The 19,298-nt window shown below is 56.0% G+C and carries 17 protein-coding genes and 1 pseudogene; 12 read left to right on the top strand and 6 right to left on the bottom strand.

The window, feature by feature from the left end:
• Positions 1-18 precede the first annotated feature (18 nt).
• The 7 genes from ABWH92_RS08340 (at position 19) to ABWH92_RS08370 (ending at position 7,401) form a co-directional block, all read left to right on the top strand.
• Positions 19-519: a YHS domain-containing (seleno)protein gene (locus ABWH92_RS08340; protein WP_375573843.1), complete on the top strand. Its 501-nt coding sequence runs from the start codon at positions 19-21 to the stop codon at positions 517-519.
• Positions 520-678: 159 nt separating this feature from the next.
• The gene (locus tag ABWH92_RS08345; RefSeq protein WP_375573845.1) at positions 679-1,320 is read left to right on the top strand and encodes a histidine phosphotransferase family protein; all 642 of its coding nucleotides are present in this window, start codon (positions 679-681) and stop codon (positions 1,318-1,320) included.
• Between the two features lie 240 nt (positions 1,321-1,560).
• Entirely contained in the window at positions 1,561-4,374 is a 2,814-nt protein-coding gene (locus ABWH92_RS08350) for a chemotaxis protein CheW (protein WP_375573847.1), read from the top strand.
• Positions 4,371-4,880: a chemotaxis protein CheW gene (locus ABWH92_RS08355; protein WP_375573849.1), complete on the top strand. Its 510-nt coding sequence runs from the start codon at positions 4,371-4,373 to the stop codon at positions 4,878-4,880. The genes ABWH92_RS08350 and ABWH92_RS08355 overlap by 4 nt, the downstream gene beginning before the upstream one ends.
• Positions 4,881-4,931: 51 nt before the next feature.
• Positions 4,932-5,297: a PleD family two-component system response regulator gene (locus ABWH92_RS08360; RefSeq protein WP_375573851.1), complete on the top strand. Its 366-nt coding sequence runs from the start codon at positions 4,932-4,934 to the stop codon at positions 5,295-5,297.
• An 89-nt stretch (positions 5,298-5,386) separates the two neighbouring features.
• Positions 5,387-6,544: a chemotaxis response regulator protein-glutamate methylesterase gene (locus ABWH92_RS08365; RefSeq protein WP_375573853.1), complete on the top strand. Its 1,158-nt coding sequence runs from the start codon at positions 5,387-5,389 to the stop codon at positions 6,542-6,544.
• Positions 6,541-7,401 (top strand): CheR family methyltransferase, encoded by an 861-nt coding sequence (locus ABWH92_RS08370; protein ID WP_375573854.1) that lies wholly within the window; start codon positions 6,541-6,543, stop codon positions 7,399-7,401. The genes ABWH92_RS08365 and ABWH92_RS08370 overlap by 4 nt, the downstream gene beginning before the upstream one ends.
• Positions 7,402-7,648: 247 nt before the next feature.
• Here the strand turns inward: ABWH92_RS08370 and ctrA are convergent, their stop codons facing one another.
• The gene (gene ctrA / locus ABWH92_RS08375) at positions 7,649-8,350 is read right to left on the bottom strand and encodes a response regulator transcription factor CtrA (protein ID WP_375573856.1); all 702 of its coding nucleotides are present in this window, start codon (positions 8,348-8,350) and stop codon (positions 7,649-7,651) included.
• A 275-nt stretch (positions 8,351-8,625) separates the two neighbouring features.
• Here ctrA and fliI point away from each other — a divergent pair, with 275 nt between their 5' ends.
• The 4 genes from fliI (at position 8,626) to ABWH92_RS08395 (ending at position 13,123) form a co-directional block, all read left to right on the top strand.
• Complete coding sequence (fliI, locus tag ABWH92_RS08380; RefSeq protein ID WP_375573858.1) at positions 8,626-9,951, top strand: flagellar protein export ATPase FliI; 1,326 nt, start codon at positions 8,626-8,628, stop codon at positions 9,949-9,951.
• Between the two features lie 16 nt (positions 9,952-9,967).
• The gene (fliJ, locus tag ABWH92_RS08385) at positions 9,968-10,390 is read left to right on the top strand and encodes a flagellar export protein FliJ (RefSeq protein WP_375573860.1); all 423 of its coding nucleotides are present in this window, start codon (positions 9,968-9,970) and stop codon (positions 10,388-10,390) included.
• A 112-nt stretch (positions 10,391-10,502) separates the two neighbouring features.
• Positions 10,503-11,216, top strand: a complete 714-nt coding sequence (locus tag ABWH92_RS08390) for a cyclic nucleotide-binding domain-containing protein (protein WP_375573862.1) — start codon at positions 10,503-10,505, stop codon at positions 11,214-11,216.
• 299 nt (positions 11,217-11,515) lie between these two features.
• The gene (locus ABWH92_RS08395) at positions 11,516-13,123 is read left to right on the top strand and encodes a putative bifunctional diguanylate cyclase/phosphodiesterase (RefSeq protein WP_375573864.1); all 1,608 of its coding nucleotides are present in this window, start codon (positions 11,516-11,518) and stop codon (positions 13,121-13,123) included.
• A gap of 37 nt (positions 13,124-13,160) precedes the next feature.
• Here the strand turns inward: ABWH92_RS08395 and ABWH92_RS08400 are convergent, their stop codons facing one another.
• The 4 genes and pseudogenes from ABWH92_RS08400 to ABWH92_RS08415 all read right to left on the bottom strand — a co-directional run bounded on the left by ABWH92_RS08400 (position 13,161) and on the right by ABWH92_RS08415 (position 16,968).
• Positions 13,161-13,442, bottom strand: a complete 282-nt coding sequence (locus ABWH92_RS08400; protein ID WP_375574217.1) for a GNAT family N-acetyltransferase — start codon at positions 13,440-13,442, stop codon at positions 13,161-13,163.
• Positions 13,443-13,475: 33 nt separating this feature from the next.
• The gene (locus ABWH92_RS08405) at positions 13,476-14,099 is read right to left on the bottom strand and encodes a GNAT family N-acetyltransferase (RefSeq protein ID WP_375573866.1); all 624 of its coding nucleotides are present in this window, start codon (positions 14,097-14,099) and stop codon (positions 13,476-13,478) included.
• Positions 14,100-14,128: 29 nt separating this feature from the next.
• A pseudogene (gene flhA / locus ABWH92_RS08410) lies at positions 14,129-16,265 on the bottom strand (flagellar biosynthesis protein FlhA).
• Positions 16,266-16,368: 103 nt separating this feature from the next.
• Complete coding sequence (locus ABWH92_RS08415; RefSeq protein WP_375573868.1) at positions 16,369-16,968, bottom strand: LysE/ArgO family amino acid transporter; 600 nt, start codon at positions 16,966-16,968, stop codon at positions 16,369-16,371.
• Positions 16,969-17,036: 68 nt separating this feature from the next.
• Between ABWH92_RS08415 and ABWH92_RS08420 the strand changes: the two genes are divergently transcribed.
• Entirely contained in the window at positions 17,037-17,909 is an 873-nt protein-coding gene (locus tag ABWH92_RS08420) for a LysR family transcriptional regulator ArgP (RefSeq protein ID WP_375573870.1), read from the top strand.
• A 7-nt stretch (positions 17,910-17,916) separates the two neighbouring features.
• On the opposite strand, the gene ABWH92_RS08425 is transcribed toward ABWH92_RS08420, so the two are convergent.
• Complete coding sequence (locus ABWH92_RS08425) at positions 17,917-19,293, bottom strand: sigma-54-dependent transcriptional regulator (RefSeq protein WP_375573872.1); 1,377 nt, start codon at positions 19,291-19,293, stop codon at positions 17,917-17,919.
• Positions 19,294-19,298: the final 5 nt, after the last annotated feature.

Raw genomic sequence — 19,298 nt, forward strand, 5'->3', positions numbered from 1 at the left:
TTGGAATATGGTGAACAAATGGTTCAGAGCGCCATCATGGGCATAGGACGACGACGCGCGCGCATGGGTGTGGCGGTGCTGGGACTGTTGCTGCTGCTGAGCTCATTGATTTCTGTTGCTCAGGCCAATGAACGCATCATTTCTGACCCTAACCATCTGCTTGCTCTGTTTGGTTACGATCCCGTCGCCTATCTTGCTGACGGAGAGTCGCGTCGTGGCGTGGCTGAGTTTGAAGTGATTTACGAGCGGTTGGTTTGGCGGTTCGCCAATGAGGGGAACATGCTGGCTTTCGTCGATGATCCAGACCGTTTTGTACCTGCCTATGGTGGTCATGGTGCGTTGATGGTTGCGCGTGGTGCGGTGACTGTCGGGCAACCAACCATCTGGTGGTCAGTTGGCGGACGCGTGTTCTTCTTCCGCGACGCTGCCTCGCGCTACGCTTTTTTGCTCGAAGCTGCCGCTCAAATCCGGCAAGCCGATACCGCTTGGCCTGAGCTTCGCGAAACCCTGTCGCCTTGACGGCGTGAATTAACGCGCCGTGGACCAAACGACTTGTCTTGCAGGTCGTCTAGCCTGCTAAACTAGGTTCGATTCGAAAGCACAGCGAAAACCAGTGGCGATTGATGCCCTGGTCCGCTCGTCATTACTCTGCTCTGCGCCGCGCGAAGGAACACAAGCATGTCCGCATTTCCACAACCAACCCCGATGGAGTTGGCGTCCTTGATTGTGAGCAAGACGTGCCATGACATTATCTCGCCAGTGGGAGCGTCATCCAGTGCGATGGAGATGTGGACGACGGCTAAGGATGATTCCACCCGCGAGGTTGCGCAGACGTTGATGCAGAAGTCAGCTGTGCAAGCGGTTCACAAACTGTCTTTCGTGCGTCTTGCCTATGGCGCCTATGGTGATGTTGGTGGCGATGTTGATTTGGGCGAGGCGATGGATGCCACGATGCCTTACATCACCGATGATCGCACCACACTTGCCTGGAATTTGGAGCGTGTGATTGCGCCAAAGGCTGTTGCCAAACTGGCGATGGGGCTTTTGTCACTTTGTAAAGATGCTGTTCCGCGCGGTGGTGCCATCACCATTGATGGCACCGATCTTACTGGCAAGGCGCAGTTGACTGTGCGCGGTGAGGCCAAGAAGGTCATTATTCCGCAGGGCGCTGAAGATGCTCTGTCGCGACGTTTCGAAAGCGGCATCCACGCGCGGAACGTGCATCTCTATCATCTAATGTATCTTGCTGATGAGGTTGGCGTTCGTATCGAGCCGGAAATGGACGAGACATCCGTGACCTTTAAAACTGTTCCAGCCTAATTGAAGGCTAGGAAACCCTAAGGGCAAGTTGATCGTTCGCTGTGTGATGCGATTTTAGCTTGCTCTGCTTGGCCTCGAGCAACTTGTGGGTGCTGACTCCACAATCGTTGGTTTCAGTCAAAATTAACCGTTCCATTTCACACTCTGCATGAAAGTTCCTGGGAGGGCACCTGAAGCGTGTCGGGCAGGGATAGACGTGTTCGCCCTGTGCTTGCCAGGGCGTCTAACCGGGGTGTGAGTATGGATGACCTACTTCTAGAATTCTTGACCGAAACCAATGAAAGCCTCGACGTGGTCGACGTTGAGCTGGTCAAGTTTGAACAAGATCCGAACAATGCGCAGATCTTGGACAATATTTTCCGTCTTGTTCACACCATCAAAGGCACCTGTGGCTTCTTGGGCTTGCCACGATTGGAAAGCCTGGCCCACGCCGCTGAAACCCTAATGGGCAAATACCGTGATGGTTGCCCCGTCACGACTGAGGGCGTCAGCCTTATTCTTCTCTCCATTGATCGCCTGAAAGCCATCTTGGCTGATCTTGAGGCCAGCGGCAGTGAGCCATCTGGCGATGATCAGGACTTGATCAGCGAGTTGGAACGGATGGCGATTGCGGCGGACAATCCTGAAGCGGCCGCTGCTGAAGAGGTGGCTGCTGAGCCGGAGCCTGAGCCCGAGCCAGAACCTGAAGAAGAACGTGAAGTGCGCGTCGGCGAGGTCCCGCTGGATGAGCTGGATCGCATCTTCAATGAGACCGAAAGCGACTATGACGCTGAGGCTGCTGCCAAGCAGCAGATGGAAGAGGCGCTGGCTGAGGTGAAAGCCGCTGGCGGTGCACCAGCTGAAGCCTCCGCTCCTACTGAGGAAGACAAAGCCCCCGAGCCAGTGAAGGCGGAAGCGCCTAAAGCGGACGCAAAATCAGCACCTGCCAAGCCAGCAGCCAAGAAGGCTGAGGCTAAGCCAGGTTCTGCCGCAGAAGCCAAACCTGCTGGTGAAAAATCTCTTGCTGCCCAGTCCATCCGTGTATCGGTGGACACGTTGGAAAACCTGATGACGATGGTTTCGGAACTGGTGCTCACGCGCAACCAGCTTCTGGAAATCGTGCGCCGTCACGAGGACTCTGAATTCAAAGTGCCATTGCAGCGCCTGTCGAACGTGACAGCCGAGCTGCAAGAAGGCGTCATGAAGACGCGTATGCAGCCGATTGGGAATGCGTGGCAGAAGTTGCCTCGTATTGTCCGCGATCTGGCCGGTGAACTTGGCAAAGACATCGAACTGGAAATGGTTGGCGCGGAAACCGAGCTCGACCGTCAGGTTCTCGATCTCATCAAAGACCCGCTGACCCACATGGTGCGCAACTCGGCCGATCACGGACTTGAGATGCCCGCCGACCGTGCGGCCATCGGCAAGCCCGAAAAAGGCACCATTAAGCTTTCAGCCTATCATGAAGGCGGCCACATCATCATCGAGATTGCCGATGATGGTAAGGGGTTGCCGACCGAGCTTCTGAAAAACAAAGCGATCGACAATGAGCTTTACACCGAAGCTGAAATCGAGCGCATGTCGGAAGCGCAGATTCACAAACTCATCTTCCATCCAGGCCTTTCAACAGCTGCTAAGGTGACCAATGTCTCCGGTCGCGGTGTGGGCATGGATGTTGTGCGCACAAACATTGAAGCGATCGGTGGCACCATCGACCTGAAGAGCAAGGAAGGCTCTGGAACGGTCGTGATGATCAAGATCCCGCTGACGCTGGCGATTGTATCAACATTGATTGTGGAGTCTTCAGGCGAACGCTTTGCCATTCCGCAGCTCGCCGTTGTTGAGCTGGTCCGAGCGCAAAAAGACTCCGAACACAAGATCGAGACAATCCGCAACACGCCGGTTCTGCGTCTGCGTGACAAGCTGTTGCCGCTCTCCCCGCTCTCGCATCTGCTGGGTGCGGAAAGCTCCAACGATAGCGACGCAATCGGTGAAGAAGGCTTCATCGTCGTCATGCAGGTTGGCAATCAGACGTTTGGCCTTGTGGTTGATGCGGTGTTCCACACCGAAGAGATCGTGGTCAAACCGATGTCTTCGATGCTGCGGCATCTGGCAATGTTCTCCGGCAACACCATTCTGGGTGACGGTTCGGTGATCATGATCCTCGACCCCAACGGCATCGCGAACGCCATCGGGTCTGCCATTGACAGCGAAGTGGCCGAGCAGGCCAAGACCGAAGAGAAGATCGTCACATCCAACGAAGCTGATCCGGTGTCGTTGCTGGTCTTCCGCGCCGGGGGTGAGGAACCCAAGGCCGTTATGTTGTCGCTGGTCACACGTCTTGAAGACATCCAGACCGAAGCCATCGAGCATGCCAATGATCGTGACCTGGTTCAGTATCGCGGCAGCCTGATGCCGTTGGTGAAGGTGCATGATGATATGCAGCTTCGCGATAAGGGCACCCAGCCGATGCTGGTGTTTGCCGACGAGCATCGCTCCATGGGGCTGATGGTCGATGAGATTGTCGATATCGTTGAAGAGGTTCTCGATATCGAAGTGACGTCTGACAAACCGGGTGTTCTTGGCTCTGCCGTCATCAAAGGTAAGGCCACAGAAGTGATCGACGTTGGCTACTTCATGCCGCTGGCGTTCGATGACTGGTTCATGATGAAGGATGTTGGCTCAGCTCAAGAGAACTTTGATGTTCTGCTGGTCGATGATTCCACCTTCTTCCGCAACATGTTGGGGCCGGTTCTGCGATCAGCTGGTTACAGTGTGACCACCTGTGAGGACGCACAAGAAGCGCTTGAGTTGCTCGAAGATGGGCGCCGGTTTGACGCTATCGTCTCCGATATCGAGATGCCTGGCCTGTCCGGTTACGAATTCACAACGCAAGTGCGCAAGGATGCGCGCTACGCTGACACCCCGATCATCGCGATGTCGGCGCACGCCACGCCAGCGGCCATTGAAAAGGGCCGTGAAGCGGGCTTCTCCGACTATGTGGCTAAGTTCGACCGCACCGGTCTGATTGCCGCGATTAAAGAACAAACCAGTGAAGTGGAGTTGGCGGCATGAGCGCCATTCGTGATGCAAACAACGATGACAGCCGGATCGCCTCTGGCCTCGATGTGCTGTCAAAAGATGTCACCCAATATGTGACGGTTTATATTGCCGATCAGCTGTTCGGTCTTCCTATCAGCCGTGTGCACGATGTGTTCACACCCGATGCGATGACGCCGGTACCGCTGTCCGACAAAGAAGTCGCAGGCGTCTTAAACCTGCGTGGCCGGATCGTCACCGCGATTGATATGCGCTGGAAGCTTGATCTGCCGCAGCCCGACGAGACGATGAACCGTATGGCGGTTGGCATTGACTACAAAGGCGAAAGCTACGGCCTGATCATCGATCGGGTTGGTGAGGTGCTCAATCTACCGATGGGTGAACGCGAGCCCAATCCGGTGAACCTTGATCCACGTTGGTCTGCGATTTCTGCAGGCGTTCACCGTTTGGAAGGAACGCTGATGGTAATCCTGGATGTAGACAGCGTGCTGCAGTCGATGAGTGTCAGCGCCGCTGCATAAGCGATTCCCCGATGCGGGACTTAAGACCGGTTCTTGAAAGGACAGTTCGCAATGAAAACCTGCCTGGTTGTTGATGATTCCAGTGTCATCCGAAAAGTCGCGCGACGCATTTTGGAAGACCTTCAGTTCGAAGTTTGGGAGGCTGTGGATGGCCAGGAGGCGCTTGAGAAGTGCCGCGAAGCCATGCCGGACTCCATCTTCTTGGACTGGAACATGCCGGTGATGGATGGACTTGAGTTTCTTAAGTTGCTGCGTGCGGAAGATGGCGGCAACGAGCCAAAAGTGGTGTTCTGCACCACCGAAAATGATGTTGCTCACATCGCCAAAGCGATGCGCGCCGGTGCCAACGAGTACATCATGAAGCCGTTTGACCGTGAAATTGTCGAAGCGAAGTTCGCTGAAGTTGGCTTGACCTAGGCTTTAGGTGTCGGCCTCGACGTCTGTCTCGAATTTACTAGTTTCCAACCGCGCCCATGCGCGCGGACCCTCTTGCTAGAGTGACGCTTATGTCCGCAGCTACCGCCCATCAACAAAAACCAATCACCGACCCTGTTCGGGTGATGGTCGTCGATGACTCTGTCGTCGCGCGTGGGTTGATGGCCCGTTGGATTGATGAAGACCCAGCGCTTGCCGTGGTCGGTACGTTGCGCACCGGCAAACTGGCTGTTGAGCAGATTGAAAAGCTTGAGCCCGATGTGGTGGTGCTCGATATCGAGATGCCTGAGATGGATGGGCTGACGGCCTTGCCATTGCTGCTCAAGGCGCGCCCTGGTGTTCAGGTTGTCATGGCTTCGACGCTCACGCGGCGTAATGCTGAAATCTCCCTGAAAGCTTTGTCGCTTGGTGCTGCTGACTACGTACCCAAACCGGAAAGCAACTCAGGTGTATCGACCAGCCCAGAGTTCAAACGGGATCTTGTTGCCAAGGTGATTGCCCTTGGTGCGCGCGGCCAGACCACCGCCCGTTCACCACAGATTTCCCGTCCTGATGCGCCGGTCAAAGTCGTCAGCAAAGCTGCGCCTTCCTTGGTGACGAAAGCGACCGTTTCCGCCGGTGATATGCGCCGTTGGTCATCCAGTGTGCCGCGCATCTTGGCGATTGGTTCATCAACTGGTGGCCCGCAAGCGCTGACAAAGTTTTTTGAAACCGTTGGCCCATCGGCAACGCGTGTGCCGATCGTGGTTACACAGCACATGCCGGCAACGTTCACTGCTATTTTGGCTGAAAATCTTGGCAAAGCTGCCGGCCTTCCCTCCGCTGAAGGTCGTGACGGTGATGTCTTGAAGCCCGGACACATCTATGTGGCCCCTGGCGGCAAGCACATGATCGTCAAATCGGCAGCTGAGGGTGCGAAAATTGCGCTCACCGATGGTCCGCCGGTCAATTTTTGTAAGCCGGCCGTTGACCCGTTGTTTGACTCCCTTGCCGAGGTTTTCGGCCCAGCCGTCTTGGCTGCTGTGCTGACAGGCATGGGCAATGATGGTGGCAAAGGCGCGGTGCGGATCAGTGATGCAGGCGGTAGCGTTGTTGCTCAGGATGAAGCGACATCCGTCGTTTGGGGCATGCCGCAGGCCGTTGTTCAGAACAAAGCGTGTTGTGCAGTCCTGCCATTGGACTTGCTTGCTGGCAAAGTTGCCAAACTGTTGAAAGGGGAGCGCCCATGACACCGGCAGACTATGATTTTCTGCGGTCTTTCTTGAAAGAGCGCTCGGGCCTGATCCTGTCGAACGATAAGCAGTATCTGATCGAGAGCCGTTTGATGCCGGTTGCTCGGCAAGAGGGCCTGGACACTATCACCGCGCTCGTTGCCAAGCTCAAAACACCGCTTGGCCGTGTTGCAGGTGAGGCTGTCGTAGAAGCGATGACCACCAATGAAAGCTTCTTTTTCCGGGACAAAACGCCGTTCGATCATTTTTCCAACGTGATGCTTCCCCAGATGATGGAAGCCCGTCGTACGCAGCGGAAAATTCGGATCTGGTGTGCGGCTGCCTCAACGGGTCAAGAGCCGTACTCTTTGGCCATGATCATCAAAGATATGGGGCTGAAGACGTCGGCCTACCGCTTCGACATTATTGGCACGGACATCTCGCGAGAGGTGCTTGAGCGTGCCAAGGTTGGCACCTACTCGCAGTTTGAGGTTCAGCGTGGTCTGCCTATCCAGATGCTGCTGAACCATTTCACCCAAAAGGGTGAAACGTGGGAAATCTCGCCTGCCATTCGGCAAATGGTGCAGTATCGCCCATTGAACCTATTCGATAGCTTCACCGCGCTTGGCACGTTTGATGTGGTGTTTATCCGCAACGTGCTGATCTATTTTGAGCAAGAGGCGAAGGTTGCCATTCTTGAGCGTGTTGCCAAGCAAATGGCGCCCGATGCTTACATGGTTCTGGGTGCTGCTGAGACGGTGGTTGGTTTGACCGATGCTTTCAAGGCTGTGCCTGGTAGTCGCGGTCTTTACCAACCCAATCCCGATTTCGTGGCTGGTTCTGTTTCACCGTTTGGCGCCCGCAAAACAGCTTAGGCCTTTGATCAAGATTTATACGACGCTTTGGCGCACAAAAAACCCGGCCTTTGGCCGGGTTTTTTGTTGGGCTTTTGATTTCTAACGTTGTGCTGGGGTCAACCTGACAGGGTGGTTGGTTTGGATTGCTGGTTTTCGTCAGCGCCGCAATTAGGGCTTATGCGCGCGCAAACAAAAAACGCCGCCCCGAAAAAAGGGACGGCGTTTTCAAAACTGCTTGGCAAAAGGATTCTGGGCAGAGCCGCCTTTAAGCGCTTTGCTTCATCGTTGATTCATCAGGATCGCGCAGCACATAACCGCGGCCCCAAACGGTCTCGATGTAATTCGAACCGCCAGTGGCAGCTGCCAGCTTCTTGCGAAGTTTACAGATGAACACGTCGATGATTTTGAGTTCTGGCTCATCCATACCGCCATAAAGGTGGTTGAGGAACATTTCCTTGGTGAGCGTGGTGCCTTTGCGAAGCGAGAGCAGCTCCAGCATCTGGTATTCTTTGCCGGTCAGGTGAACACGCTGGCCGTCAACTTCAACGGTTTTGGTGTCCAGATTGACCGTAACATCACCCGTGGTGATGACCGACTGAGCATGACCCTTGGACCGGCGCACAATGGCGTGGATGCGGGCAACCAGCTCGTCTTTATGAAATGGTTTGGTCAGATAGTCATCGGCACCGAAGCCGAGACCGCGAACCTTGTCCTCGATGCCTGCCAGACCGGACAGGATCAAGATCGGTGTCTTAACCTTTGCCAGGCGAAGCGTGCGAAGCACTTCGTACCCTGACATGTCCGGGAGGTTCAAATCGAGGAGAATGATATCGTAATCGTAAAGTTTTCCGAGGTCGACGCCTTCTTCACCAAGGTCCGTCGTGTAGACATTAAAGGCCTCTGATTTCAGCATCAGTTCGATGCTTTCAGAGGTCGCCATGTCATCCTCGATTAGCAATACACGCATGCCAATCCCCTTTTGCCCTATCCTAGGTTTTCGCCGCTCGAAAACGCCAAACAACGAAGGGCTTCGTTCTGCCCCGTCGTTAACGCTAACCGTGAGTGGTAAGCGAAAGGTTAAGAAGACCTTCCACAGGACTGATTTACGCAACACTTTAGAAAGTATGCGGGGTGATTTGCCCGCGTTGCGTTAAGATTTACCAGACGGCGAATCAGCGATGCAACTGCTTTTGAAGGGCAAGTGATGGTTAGCGAGCCTATTACGGTACAAACAGGCGTTCCATGCACGATCTAGCCGATCAGATCGACGATGTTCTCGATCGCGAGGTGTTCGGTCGTGTGACCGGTATCCAGGGGCTGTTGGTGGAAATCGCTGGCCCCCTTCATCTGTTGGCGGTTGGTTCACGTCTCTCCGTTGAGATCAGCGAGGACCGCTCGGTCTTGGTTGAAATTGTTGGCTTCAAGCCGGAGCGTGCGCTTTGTCTGCCCTATGATCCGCTCGATGGCATGCGCCTTGGGTGCCGTGCAGTGTTGGTGGCTTCGGAGGCGCAAGCCAAGCCTTCGCAAGCTTGGCTTGGTAGGGTGGTGGACGCCCTGGGTCGCCCCATCGATGGCAAAGGTTTGTTGCCCGCTGGCGCCAACGCCTTTGACTTGCGCGCTGCACCACCACCACCGGCCAGTCGCTCCCGTGTTGGCGGCCCACTGGACCTGGGTGTGCGGGCACTTAACACCTTCGTCACCTGCTGCGAGGGCCAGCGCCTTGGCATTTTTGCAGGCTCCGGTGTCGGAAAATCGGTGTTGATGTCGATGCTTGCCACCAACACTAAGGCTGATGTGGCGGTGATCGGCTTGATCGGTGAGCGTGGCCGAGAGTTGCAAGAGTTCATTGAAGACGACCTCGGTCCTGCGGGCATGAAACGCGCTGTTGTTGTCGTCGCAACATCGGATGAAAGCGCGCTGATGCGCCGTCAAGCGGCCTACATGGCGATGACAGTTTCAGAGTTTTTCCGCTCGCAGGGGAAGAATGTCTTGCTGATGATGGACAGCGTGACCCGTTTTGCCATGGCGCAACGTGAGATCGGCTTGGCTGGTGGTGAGCCGCCGACCACCAAAGGGTACACGCCGACGGTGTTCACCGAACTACCCCGCCTTCTGGAGCGTGCGGGTCCAGGTCTCAAGGGCGAGGGCACCACGACGGGGCTCTTCACGGTGCTGGTGGAGGGTGATGACCACAATGAGCCTGTGGCAGATGCCGTTAGGTCAATTCTTGATGGTCATATTGTCATGGAGCGTGCCATTGCGGAACGCGGCCGGTATCCGGCCATCAACATTCTTAAATCAGTTTCACGCACAATGCCTGGGTGTGTGCCGGAACGTGCGCGCGAAACGGTTCGCCGTGCTCGCGCTTTGTTAAGCTCTTTCGGCGATATGGAAGAACTGATCCGTTTGGGCGCTTATCGCCAAGGGTCGGACAGCGTTGTTGATGAGGCCATTGCCCTCAACCCGCAGCTGGAGGCGTTTTTGAGCCAGCAAAAGGGTGAAGCAACATCGCTAGACGAAGGATATGAGGCTCTCGCCCGCATTTTGGATGGAGAGCCTGACGCGTGATTGGGAGTATTGAGTCATGAAGTCGCGTGAAAGCCTGATCCGCCTGAAGCGGTATCAAGTTGATGAAAAGCGCCGCCAGGTGAGCCAGATCGAAGCCATGATGGCTGATTTCGAGCGCATGGCGAGCGAGCTGGATCGAGAAGTGTCGATCGAGCAAGAGAAGGCCGGTATTACAGATACGGGCCACTACGCCTATCCAAACTATGCCAAGGCCGCAGCCCAGCGCCGCGATAACCTGCGCGAGTCCGCTGACAATCTGCGTGGTCAGCTTGAAGCTGCTCAAGATGAGCTGGCCGAAGCGGTGGAAGACCTGAAAAAGGTGGAACTGCTTGAAGAGCGCGATCAGGAAGCCCAGCGCGTGACGATGGCAACCCGCGAACAAGCTGAGCTTGAAGAGTTAAGCCAAGCCCGCCGCTCGCGCGGTGGCATGATCGGCTGATCAAGAATGCCGAATTGAGAGAGTACAAGGCCCGGCCATGTGCTGGGCCTTTTTCTTGACCCGACCAATCTGTTCAGACTACCCCTAAGCTTTCTATGGCGTGGGTGAGAGCATGTTCGCCGATTTCAGTTGGTCCAGTTTTGGGCTCGATGAAACTCTCATCATCCTTTTCAACCTTGGCAATCTGCTCGCCGTTCTGGCCTTTGTTCTGCGTGGACCAATCCTGTTGCGTGTCTTTGCGGTGGTCGGCACCGGGATGCAGGCTTTGTTTTATGCCTTCATCAGCACCGGACCCATCATGTCGGGGGTTTTTTGGAAAGTTCTTATGGCCAGCGCTGCCTTCGGTTTTATGGTGGTGCTGTTGCGCGAGCGTATGGGGCGGCAATTTGCATCAGAGCTGCGCCCCTTGGCCAAAGAGCTGCGACTTTTGAATCCTGGTCAGATTGAGAAGCTTTTCCGCGTCGGTGAGTTGCGCGTGGCGGAAGCTGAGCGCTGTATTCTCAGTCAAGGTACTCAACCTGACGAGCTTTTTTATCTCCTCGAAGGCAAGGCGACCGTGGTCAAAGATGGTCGTCCAATAGACGTTCAATCAGGTGCTTTTCTCGGTGAGATTGCCTTTGTCAGCGATGGTGTTGCCACCGCTGACGTGCTGATAGCGCCTGGCAGCACCTATTTGGCGTGGCGCATTGGTCCACTCAAAGCTCTGCTTGCGCGCGAGGACCAGATCGACATCGCGCTACGCGGTTTGATCAATCATGATCTGGCGCGCAAAGTCTCTGCTCAGCCGGTCGGTGCAGCCAGCGCACCAGATGTTGTCGCTGGCTAATCCGCATCATCCACCAAAGACACCGTGCATCCAGACCAAGACGCCGATTTGTGCCGCCTCGAAACGGCACTTTTGAGGAGCTAGGCAATACCGAACGGGTTCTGTGTTGCACGCACTGACCGGTATTGGCCTGGTGCTGGAGTGCCCCGAAAACGTGGCGCCGCCTGCTGTGGCACGGTGCTTGGCGCTTCCTAGGTTCCGCACCCTTCGCACTTTTTGCGCATGCTGGGCTGTTTGGCCCTTGTTATTTAGACGGCAATCTAATAAATAACATCGCGGTACAAGCGAGCATTCGTCTGTTGTCTAAGCACTATTCCCGCATCTTTGATGCAATGCCTTATCTTTTTATTTTATGTGCCGGTGTCCTTCTTGCACTGATCCTTGCCGTTTTTGATGCATTTGAACAGCTATACTACCTGACCCGGGCCTATGAGGCCTGGGAAGCTGACGAAATCGTCGTCGCATCCTTCTCGACATTGCTTGCGCTCATCGCTGTCTTGATTGTGCGGGTCTGTCGCGAGGCTAAGCAGCGTAGGCTTGAGCAGGATCGCCTGCATTGTTTGGTGCGATGCGATATCGTGACGTCTCTTCCCAATCAGATTCAGCTCAATGAAGAGTTGCTGCAGAGTACCAGTGGTCTCTCCAATAGAGATAGAAGCTTTGCTCTTGTCCTTGTCCGCCTGTCCGGTTTTGAACGTGTTCTTGACCTGTTTGGACAAGCGACAGGTGATCAACTGCTCAAAGAGTTTGGCCAGCGCCTTGTTCAGCTTGTTGAGAGACAGGGTGAGGGTGGTCGTCCCCTGGTTGCAAGGATGCGTGATGGCTCGTTTGCCTTGGTGATTGCGATGCATGAGCAAACGCGTATTGCTGAGCGGATTGTGGGGCCGATCACCGATATCGCTACCAGGTTGGAGACCAGTGAAGGGTTTCCAACCGCTCTCACGGCGCACTTCGGTATCGCTACATGCCCGAAAGACGGCGTATCGCCAGAGTCCCTTTTGCGGTGTGCAGGTGTCGCTCTGCATCGGGCGGGGAGAACCGACGATAACGCCGCCGTCTATTATGATCCGGCGCTGGATGAAGAGCAGCGCAAATTTGTGGCGCTCACGGCGGATATCAGGACTGCCCTAGAGGCGAAGCAGTTTGAGCCTTACTTCCAACCTTTGATTTCCTTGAAAACGGGGCATTTGGTTGGGTTTGAAGCCTTGGCACGTTGGGTGCATCCCGATCGCGGTGTTGTTGGCCCTGGAGCGTTCATCACGGCAGCTGAAGAGATGGGGGTGATCGGCGACCTGTTTGAAAGCGTGTTGAAGAAAGTCTGTGTTGCTGCGCTCGCTTGGCCATCCAAGATCAGAGTGTCTGTAAATGTCTCACCCGTTCAGCTGTCGGATGATCAGTTTGTCGACAAGATGCTGGAGTCGTTGCGGCTTTATGATTTCGATCCCGATCGCCTGGTGCTTGAGATCACTGAGAATGCAGTGGTACGCGATATGAACGCTGCGAGCGATGCGATGAAGCGCTTGCGGGCCTGCGGAATCCGGTTCGCTCTAGACGATTTCGGGACAGGGTATTCGTCGCTGACCTATTTGAGCCAGTTGCCTTTTGATAGCGTGAAAATCGATAAGTCTTTCGTCACAGATTGCGACAAGGTTCACAGCGGGCATGCCATCGTGGAATCGATCATCAATCTATGCGCCAGTTTGAACCTCAAAACAGTGGGGGAAGGTGTTGAGCGAAAAGAGGAAGCTGTCGCTTTGCAGAAGCTTGGTTGTGATATCGCGCAAGGCTATTGGTTCTTCAAACCCGTACCGACAGCCGTTGCCAACGAACTGGTCAAGTCGTGGACTGATCAGCCCGCGCGCGGACGAGAAGCCGGACCTGATGGACGGCTGGTTTTTGAGTCTTAAATCGATGACTTCCACGGCGGTTGTTGAAGCCTAAAAGCTAACTCAGCACATCCTGCCATTCTTTATGGCGTTGCAGCTGCGCCTTGGCGAAAGGGCAAAGCGGCATGATTTTTGTGCCCGAGGCCCGGGCGTCCATAACAGCCCGCTCAACCAGCTTCACACCCACGCCCATGCCACGTAGCTCATCGGGCACGCCTGTATGATCGATGATGATCAGCGTGTCGCTTGCCCGTGAATAGGTCATCTCGGCATGGGGTTTCCCTTCAACAAGTGCTTTGTAAATGCCTTTCGACCCCTCCTCCTGGTGGGTGATGGTCATGTCCGGCGATGGCTTTTCCATAGGTGCGATCCTTTAGGGGTCTGAGAAGTCCGCCAAGGGAATTTGCGGCGCTGTTTGGCGCGGAAGCACGCCCGTCAAGCGAGGGTCAGGACTCAATTCAAGGCGTTGTCTAAAGGGTTTGAAGCCTTGCCGCCTATAGAACGAAAGAGCGGCAGGGGAGTCAAAAGTACAGGTGTGTAACCAGACGCGTCTGATGCTCGTTGTCCAGGCTGAAGCGATGCCGTGTTCCATGAGGACCGGCCCAAGTTTCTTGCCCGTCGCTTCCGGCACCAGTCCGAAATAGGTGACCTCCAAAGTGTCTGTGTCTTGCACTTCGGCTTCGAACAATCCGACGGGGCGAGCGGATGGATCGAGCAGATAACGCAAGACTGTGGTGGGGGCGGTGAGGATAGAACGAATAGCCTCATCGCTCTTCTGCAAGCGACCGAACCAGAGCCAAGGGTCGCCCACGGCGCGGTATAGCTTTTTGAAGTCATCAAGGTTGACCGGGTCTGGCTGAACGAAAGCGTAGCCCGGTGGCAAAGGGAAATCATCAGTGCTTGGCGGTGTTGTCCTTTCAAGACTGGTTTCGATGGTGGCCAGTAGGCCCGCCGGAACGACGGCGAACCCATTCTCTAGGGCTAGAGAGGTTGGCATTGGGTGTTCTTGGGGTCGGGTGTCCGGCATCAGGCGATCTGTCCAAAGGTTTTCAGCTTGGCGCGCGGATGGATCTCGGCCTGGCTGAGAATGGCGGTCTGCGGACGGAAACGCTCAATGATTGCACGAATATGACGGCGTACGCCTGGCGACACCAGCATCACTGGCACTTCGCCCTGTTCGGCTGCCGTGTTGAAGGCGGTGTTCACCGAGGCGATGAACTCCTGCAATTTGGTTGGCGCCATGGCCAAGTGTTTCTCATCACCTTCGCCAACCAACGCATCGGCGAAAGCCTGCTCCCAGGTTGGTGAAAGCGGCAACAGGGGCAGATACCCTGCGGGCGATTGGTGGGCGGCGCAGATTTGCAATGCCAAACGGGTGCGCACGTGCTCGGTGATCGCTTGTGGCGTGCGGGCAAAAGCGCTGGACTCAGCGATACCCTCCAAAATGGTGGGCAGATCGCGGATCGAGATGCGCTCGGCCAGCAAGCTTTGCAGCACGCGTTGAATGCCGGAAACCGAGATCTGTCCGGGTACGATATCATCAACCAGTTTTTGTTGGGCAGCAGGCAACTCGTTGATGAGGTTTTGCGTGTCGGCGTAAGAGAGCAGATCAGCCGTTGATGACTTGATGATCTCAGTGAGATGGGTGGAGATCACGGTTGCTGGATCAACGACGGTGTAGCCTTTGATCTCAGCTTGATCGCGCAGCTTGCCCTCAATCCACGTGGCGGGTAGTCCGAAGGTCGGTTCAGTGGTTTCTCGGCCTGGCAGATCAACGGCGCCACCGGTTGGGTTCATGGTCATGAATTGGCCAGAGAACACTTCGCCGGTGCCAGCCTCGACCTCTTTGACTTTCACCACATAGGTGTTGGCGCCAATCTGCATATTGTCGAGCAGGCGCACCGAGGGCATGACGAAGCCAAGCTCGCTGGCCAAAGAGCGGCGCAATGCTTTGATTTGCTCTGTCAGGCGGTCAGCGCCTTCGCCATCGTCAATCAGGTTCAAAAGACCATAGCCAAGCTCAATACGCAGATCGTCAATGCGCAGCGCTTTGGAAATGGGTTCTTCAGCAGGCGGAGCTTCGGCGGTTGCTTTGGCCAGAACCTCCTGGGCTTTGGCCTCGGTTTCTACTTCCTTGGCTTGTTTGGCCGATCGCCAGGCAAGATATCCTGCGCCTCCTGCCAGGGCGAGGAAGGGGATCACCGGAATGCCGGGAAGCATCGCCAACACCACCATCACAAAGGACGACATGCCGAGCGCTTTGGGATAGCCGGAGAGTTGCGTCATCAGCGCTTTGTCGGCTGCGCCCGATACGCCAGCCTTGGAAACAAGAAGACCGGCAGCAGTGGAGACGATGAGTGCTGGAATTTGGCTGACCAAACCGTCGCCGACTGTGAGCAGTGTGTAAGCGCGACCGGCATCCCCGAACGACATGTCCATCTGCGCCACGCCGATGACAATGCCGCCGATGATGTTGATGAAAGTGATCATCAGCCCAGCGATGGCATCACCGCGGACGAATTTTGAGGCACCATCCATCGCGCCGAAGAACGAGCTTTCGTCTTCCAGTTCCTTGCGGCGAAGTCTTAGCTGTCTCTTCGTCGATCAAGCCAGCAGACAGATCAGCATCAATGGCCATCTGCTTGCCGGGCATGGCATCAAGCGTGAAACGGGCAGCGACCTCAGCGATGCGGCCAGAACCCTTCGTGATGACCACGAAGTTTACGATCACCAGAATGCCGAAAACGATAAGGCCGATAACGAAGTTACCGCCCATGACGAAGGAGCCGAACGCTTCGATGACCTCGCCGGCGGCGTCACCACCCGTGTGCCCATCGGCCAGGATGAGGCGCGTGGAAGCGAGATTGAGCGCCAATCGCATCATGGTGGCGATCAAGAGGACGGTCGGGAAGGCGGAAAATTCCAGCGGCTTGTGGATGAACAGTGCCGTCATCAAAACGAGCACCGAGAAGATGATGGAGACCGCCAGAAACAAGTCCAACATGAAAGGCGGCATTGGCATGATGAGGACGACAAGAATCGTCATCACGCCGAAAGCGAGTGCCAAGTCACCGCGGACCAGCGCGCCCTTCAACTGCTCCATGGATGGCAGTGCGAAGGGAAGGCTGGATTTTGCTGGTGATGATGCCGATGTGTCGGCCATGCGCGGCGCCCCTTTTGCACTTTCGCGATTGGAAAGTGCGACTAGGCAGTTTTTGCCGCTTTTAGGGTAAACAGGTGGTTAACAAAGTGATCGGCGCAGGCGTTCAGCTGAGGATTAGTTTCACAGCGATGGTCCACATGACCACACCGATAACGCAATCGAGAATCTGCCAACTGCGCGGGCTTGCAAAAAGGCCCACCAAAGCCCGCGCGCCATAGCCCAAAGCGAAGAAGAAAAGAAAGCTTGCCAGGGCCGCGCCAATGCCAAAGGCGGCCTTGCCATCATATTGGGCGCTAACACTGCCAAGCAGCACGACCGTGTCCAAATAGACATGGGGGTTGAGCCAGGTGAGCGCCAGGCAGGTAAGCATGACAACTTTGAGAGAGCTGGCGCCCGCCTCGCTTGGCTTCAGGCTTTCGCCACCCTGCCAGGCAGACCAGAAGCTGCGTGCTCCATACCAAAACAGAAAAGCAGCCCCGCCAAAGGTGAGTGCTGGTTCCACCCAAGGTGCGGCTTCTGTCATGGCGGAAAAACCGAGCACGCCTGCTGCGATCAGCGCCGTGTCGGATAAACCGCACAGGATGACGATGGGCAGAACATGTTCGCGCCGCAGCCCCTGGCGCAAAACGAAGGCATTCTGGGCGCCAATGGCGATGATGAGTGAAGCGCTCAGGCTGAAGCCGGCAAGAAAGGGAACAATCATGCCGCTTGTGTAGGAGGCGCAGTATCATTAGACAAATTAAGATTTCTTGATTTGAATTAGTATGACTAATGATTGATCCGCTCCATCTCAAAGCGCTCGTCGCTGTTGCTCAGACCGGAACGTTTGAGAGGGCGGCTGAGGAGCTCAGTGTCACGCAATCAGCTGTATCGCAGCGGATCAAAGCGTTGGAAGATCGTCTTGGCGCACCCGTGTTGATACGTGGCCAACCTTGCACTGCGACGGACATTGGCCGTCGACTCATTCGTCATGCTCAAGATGTTGCGTTGATGGAAAGTGCAACGCTGCGCGATATCGGTCAGTCCTCTGAACGACCCACGGTTCGCATCGCGCTCAATGCCGACAGTCTGGCGACATGGGTTCTACCGGCGTTTGCCAGCGTTGATGATAAGTTGTTTGACATCGTGATCGACGATCAGGATCATTCGGCGGACTGGCTGCGAACTGGAGGGGTCGCAGCCACCATTTGCAGCCGCGCCGAGCCTGTCCATGGGTGTGATGTGTATGCGCTTGGTGGACTTGATTACCTGGCAACGGCAAGTCCTGCATTTGCGGCGCAGCACTTCTCTGTCGGGTTGACGGAGGCCAGTTTGCGCGGGGCGCCATCACTGGCCTTCAACGCCAAAGACAGGCTTCAAGCAGACTTTGTTCGCCGTGAGATCGGCAAAAGGATTGCGTTGCCTGTCCATCACATCGCCAGCACCGAGGCCTTTGTGTCCGCCTGCCGCTTGGGGCTTGGCTGGGGGTTGAACCCAGTCGTTTTGGTGCGCGATTTGATTGAGAGCGGATCATTGGTTGCTTTGTCGGCTCAGCCGCTTTCAACGCCGCTGTTTTGGCAAGTGAGCCGGCTGGTTGCGGAGCCGCTTGCGCCGTTGACCGAGGCGATCAAGGCGCAAGCGCAAATCAACCTGACACCGTTTTAGGGTGAACCTAACCCGCCTGCATCACCCGTGCTTGACCAGGCTGGGGCACAGAGACGCCTTGCGATGCGTAGTCGTTCAGCTTGTTGCGCAATGTGCGGATAGAGATGCCCAATATGTTGGCCGCATGGGTGCGGTTGCCCAGGCAATGATCCAGCGTGTCGAGGATCAGCTCTTGCTCAACCTCTGCTACAGTGCGGCCGACCAATGCGCGGGTGACCGCTTCGGCAGTCATGGCTGCTTTTTGGACCGCGCTTGATGATGGTGCTGCTTGGGCGGCAAAGTCCGCTCCGTCAGGGGTGATCAACGCTTCGGGGCCGATCTCCGGCCCGGAAGCCAAAAGCACGGCACGGTGGATGGTGTTCTCCAGCTCGCGCACATTGCCTTGCCAGTGCGCCGACATCAGGCGTGTGCGCGCTGGTTCAGAAATCGGGCGTAGTGGAAAGCCGTTGGCCTTGGCGTACTTCTTCGCAAAGTGATCAGAGAGCGCAAGAATGTCGGCCGGACGATCACGCAGTGCTGGTAGGGCAAGATTCACAACGTTGAGGCGGAACAACAAATCTTCGCGGAACGTGCCCTCTTTGACAGCGTCAGCCAAATTGCGGTTGGAGGTTGCAATGATGCGCAAGTCCACCGGCACTGGCTTCGATCCGCCAACCCTGTCGATGACGCGTTCTTGCAAAGCCCGCAGCAGTTTGGCTTGCAGGCGAACGTCCATTTCGGAAATCTCATCCAGCAAAAGTGTGCCACCGGAGGCCTCTTCAAACTTGCCGATGCGGCGGGCCAGTGCGCCAGTGAAGGCACCTTTCTCGTGACCGAAAAGCTCAGACTCCAGCAAGTTTTCTGGGATCGCCGCGCAGTTGACGGAAACAAACGGCATGATTGCGCGGTTCGATTTGGTGTGCACGTAGCGGGCCATGACCTCTTTACCGGTGCCCGACTCGCCGGTGATCATGATGGAAGCATCAGATGGGGCGATTTGTTCGGCAAGGCGGACCACTTTCACCATCGCCGGATCGGTTGACACCATATCCAGCTCTTCGGTGGTAACAGCGGCCAGAACAGCAGCGATAAGCGCAGGGTCTGGCGGCAGCGGAATGTACTCGCGAGCGCCATCTTTGATGGCTTTGACCGCCGCGTCGGCGTCGTTTTTCACACCGCAGGCAATAACAGGTGCGGAGATATGCTCGCGTTCCATCGCTTGGATCAGCGTTTTGATGTTCTCCGCAACATCGACCATCACCAAGTCGATGGCTTGCCCACCACGCAACGCATCAAGCGCAGTGGCCTGATCGTCGGCATGGATGACTTTGGCACCGCGCTCCATCGCCATGCGCGTCGCGCTGGCCATTTGTCCGCCGAGATTGCCGAAGATGAGAAGTCGCATGGGTT

Origin of the sequence: Ahrensia marina (assembly GCF_042140245.1) — a bacterium.
In the GTDB taxonomy this organism is placed as follows: Bacteria; Pseudomonadota; Alphaproteobacteria; order Rhizobiales; family MH13; genus MH13.

Coding starts and splice junctions, on each gene's coding strand:
- ABWH92_RS08340 (WP_375573843.1), top strand. CDS start 19: ATGGTTCAGAGCGCCATCATGGGCATAGGACGACGACGCGCGCGCATG.
- ABWH92_RS08345 (WP_375573845.1), top strand. CDS start 679: ATGTCCGCATTTCCACAACCAACCCCGATGGAGTTGGCGTCCTTGATT.
- ABWH92_RS08350 (WP_375573847.1), top strand. CDS start 1,561: ATGGATGACCTACTTCTAGAATTCTTGACCGAAACCAATGAAAGCCTC.
- ABWH92_RS08355 (WP_375573849.1), top strand. CDS start 4,371: ATGAGCGCCATTCGTGATGCAAACAACGATGACAGCCGGATCGCCTCT.
- ABWH92_RS08360 (WP_375573851.1), top strand. CDS start 4,932: ATGAAAACCTGCCTGGTTGTTGATGATTCCAGTGTCATCCGAAAAGTC.
- ABWH92_RS08365 (WP_375573853.1), top strand. CDS start 5,387: ATGTCCGCAGCTACCGCCCATCAACAAAAACCAATCACCGACCCTGTT.
- ABWH92_RS08370 (WP_375573854.1), top strand. CDS start 6,541: ATGACACCGGCAGACTATGATTTTCTGCGGTCTTTCTTGAAAGAGCGC.
- ctrA (WP_375573856.1), bottom strand. CDS start 8,350: ATGCGTGTATTGCTAATCGAGGATGACATGGCGACCTCTGAAAGCATC.
- fliI (WP_375573858.1), top strand. CDS start 8,626: ATGCACGATCTAGCCGATCAGATCGACGATGTTCTCGATCGCGAGGTG.
- fliJ (WP_375573860.1), top strand. CDS start 9,968: ATGAAGTCGCGTGAAAGCCTGATCCGCCTGAAGCGGTATCAAGTTGAT.
- ABWH92_RS08390 (WP_375573862.1), top strand. CDS start 10,503: ATGTTCGCCGATTTCAGTTGGTCCAGTTTTGGGCTCGATGAAACTCTC.
- ABWH92_RS08400 (WP_375574217.1), bottom strand. CDS start 13,442: ATGACCATCACCCACCAGGAGGAGGGGTCGAAAGGCATTTACAAAGCA.
- ABWH92_RS08405 (WP_375573866.1), bottom strand. CDS start 14,099: ATGCCAACCTCTCTAGCCCTAGAGAATGGGTTCGCCGTCGTTCCGGCG.
- ABWH92_RS08415 (WP_375573868.1), bottom strand. CDS start 16,968: ATGATTGTTCCCTTTCTTGCCGGCTTCAGCCTGAGCGCTTCACTCATC.
- ABWH92_RS08420 (WP_375573870.1), top strand. CDS start 17,037: ATGATTGATCCGCTCCATCTCAAAGCGCTCGTCGCTGTTGCTCAGACC.
- ABWH92_RS08425 (WP_375573872.1), bottom strand. CDS start 19,293: ATGCGACTTCTCATCTTCGGCAATCTCGGCGGACAAATGGCCAGCGCG.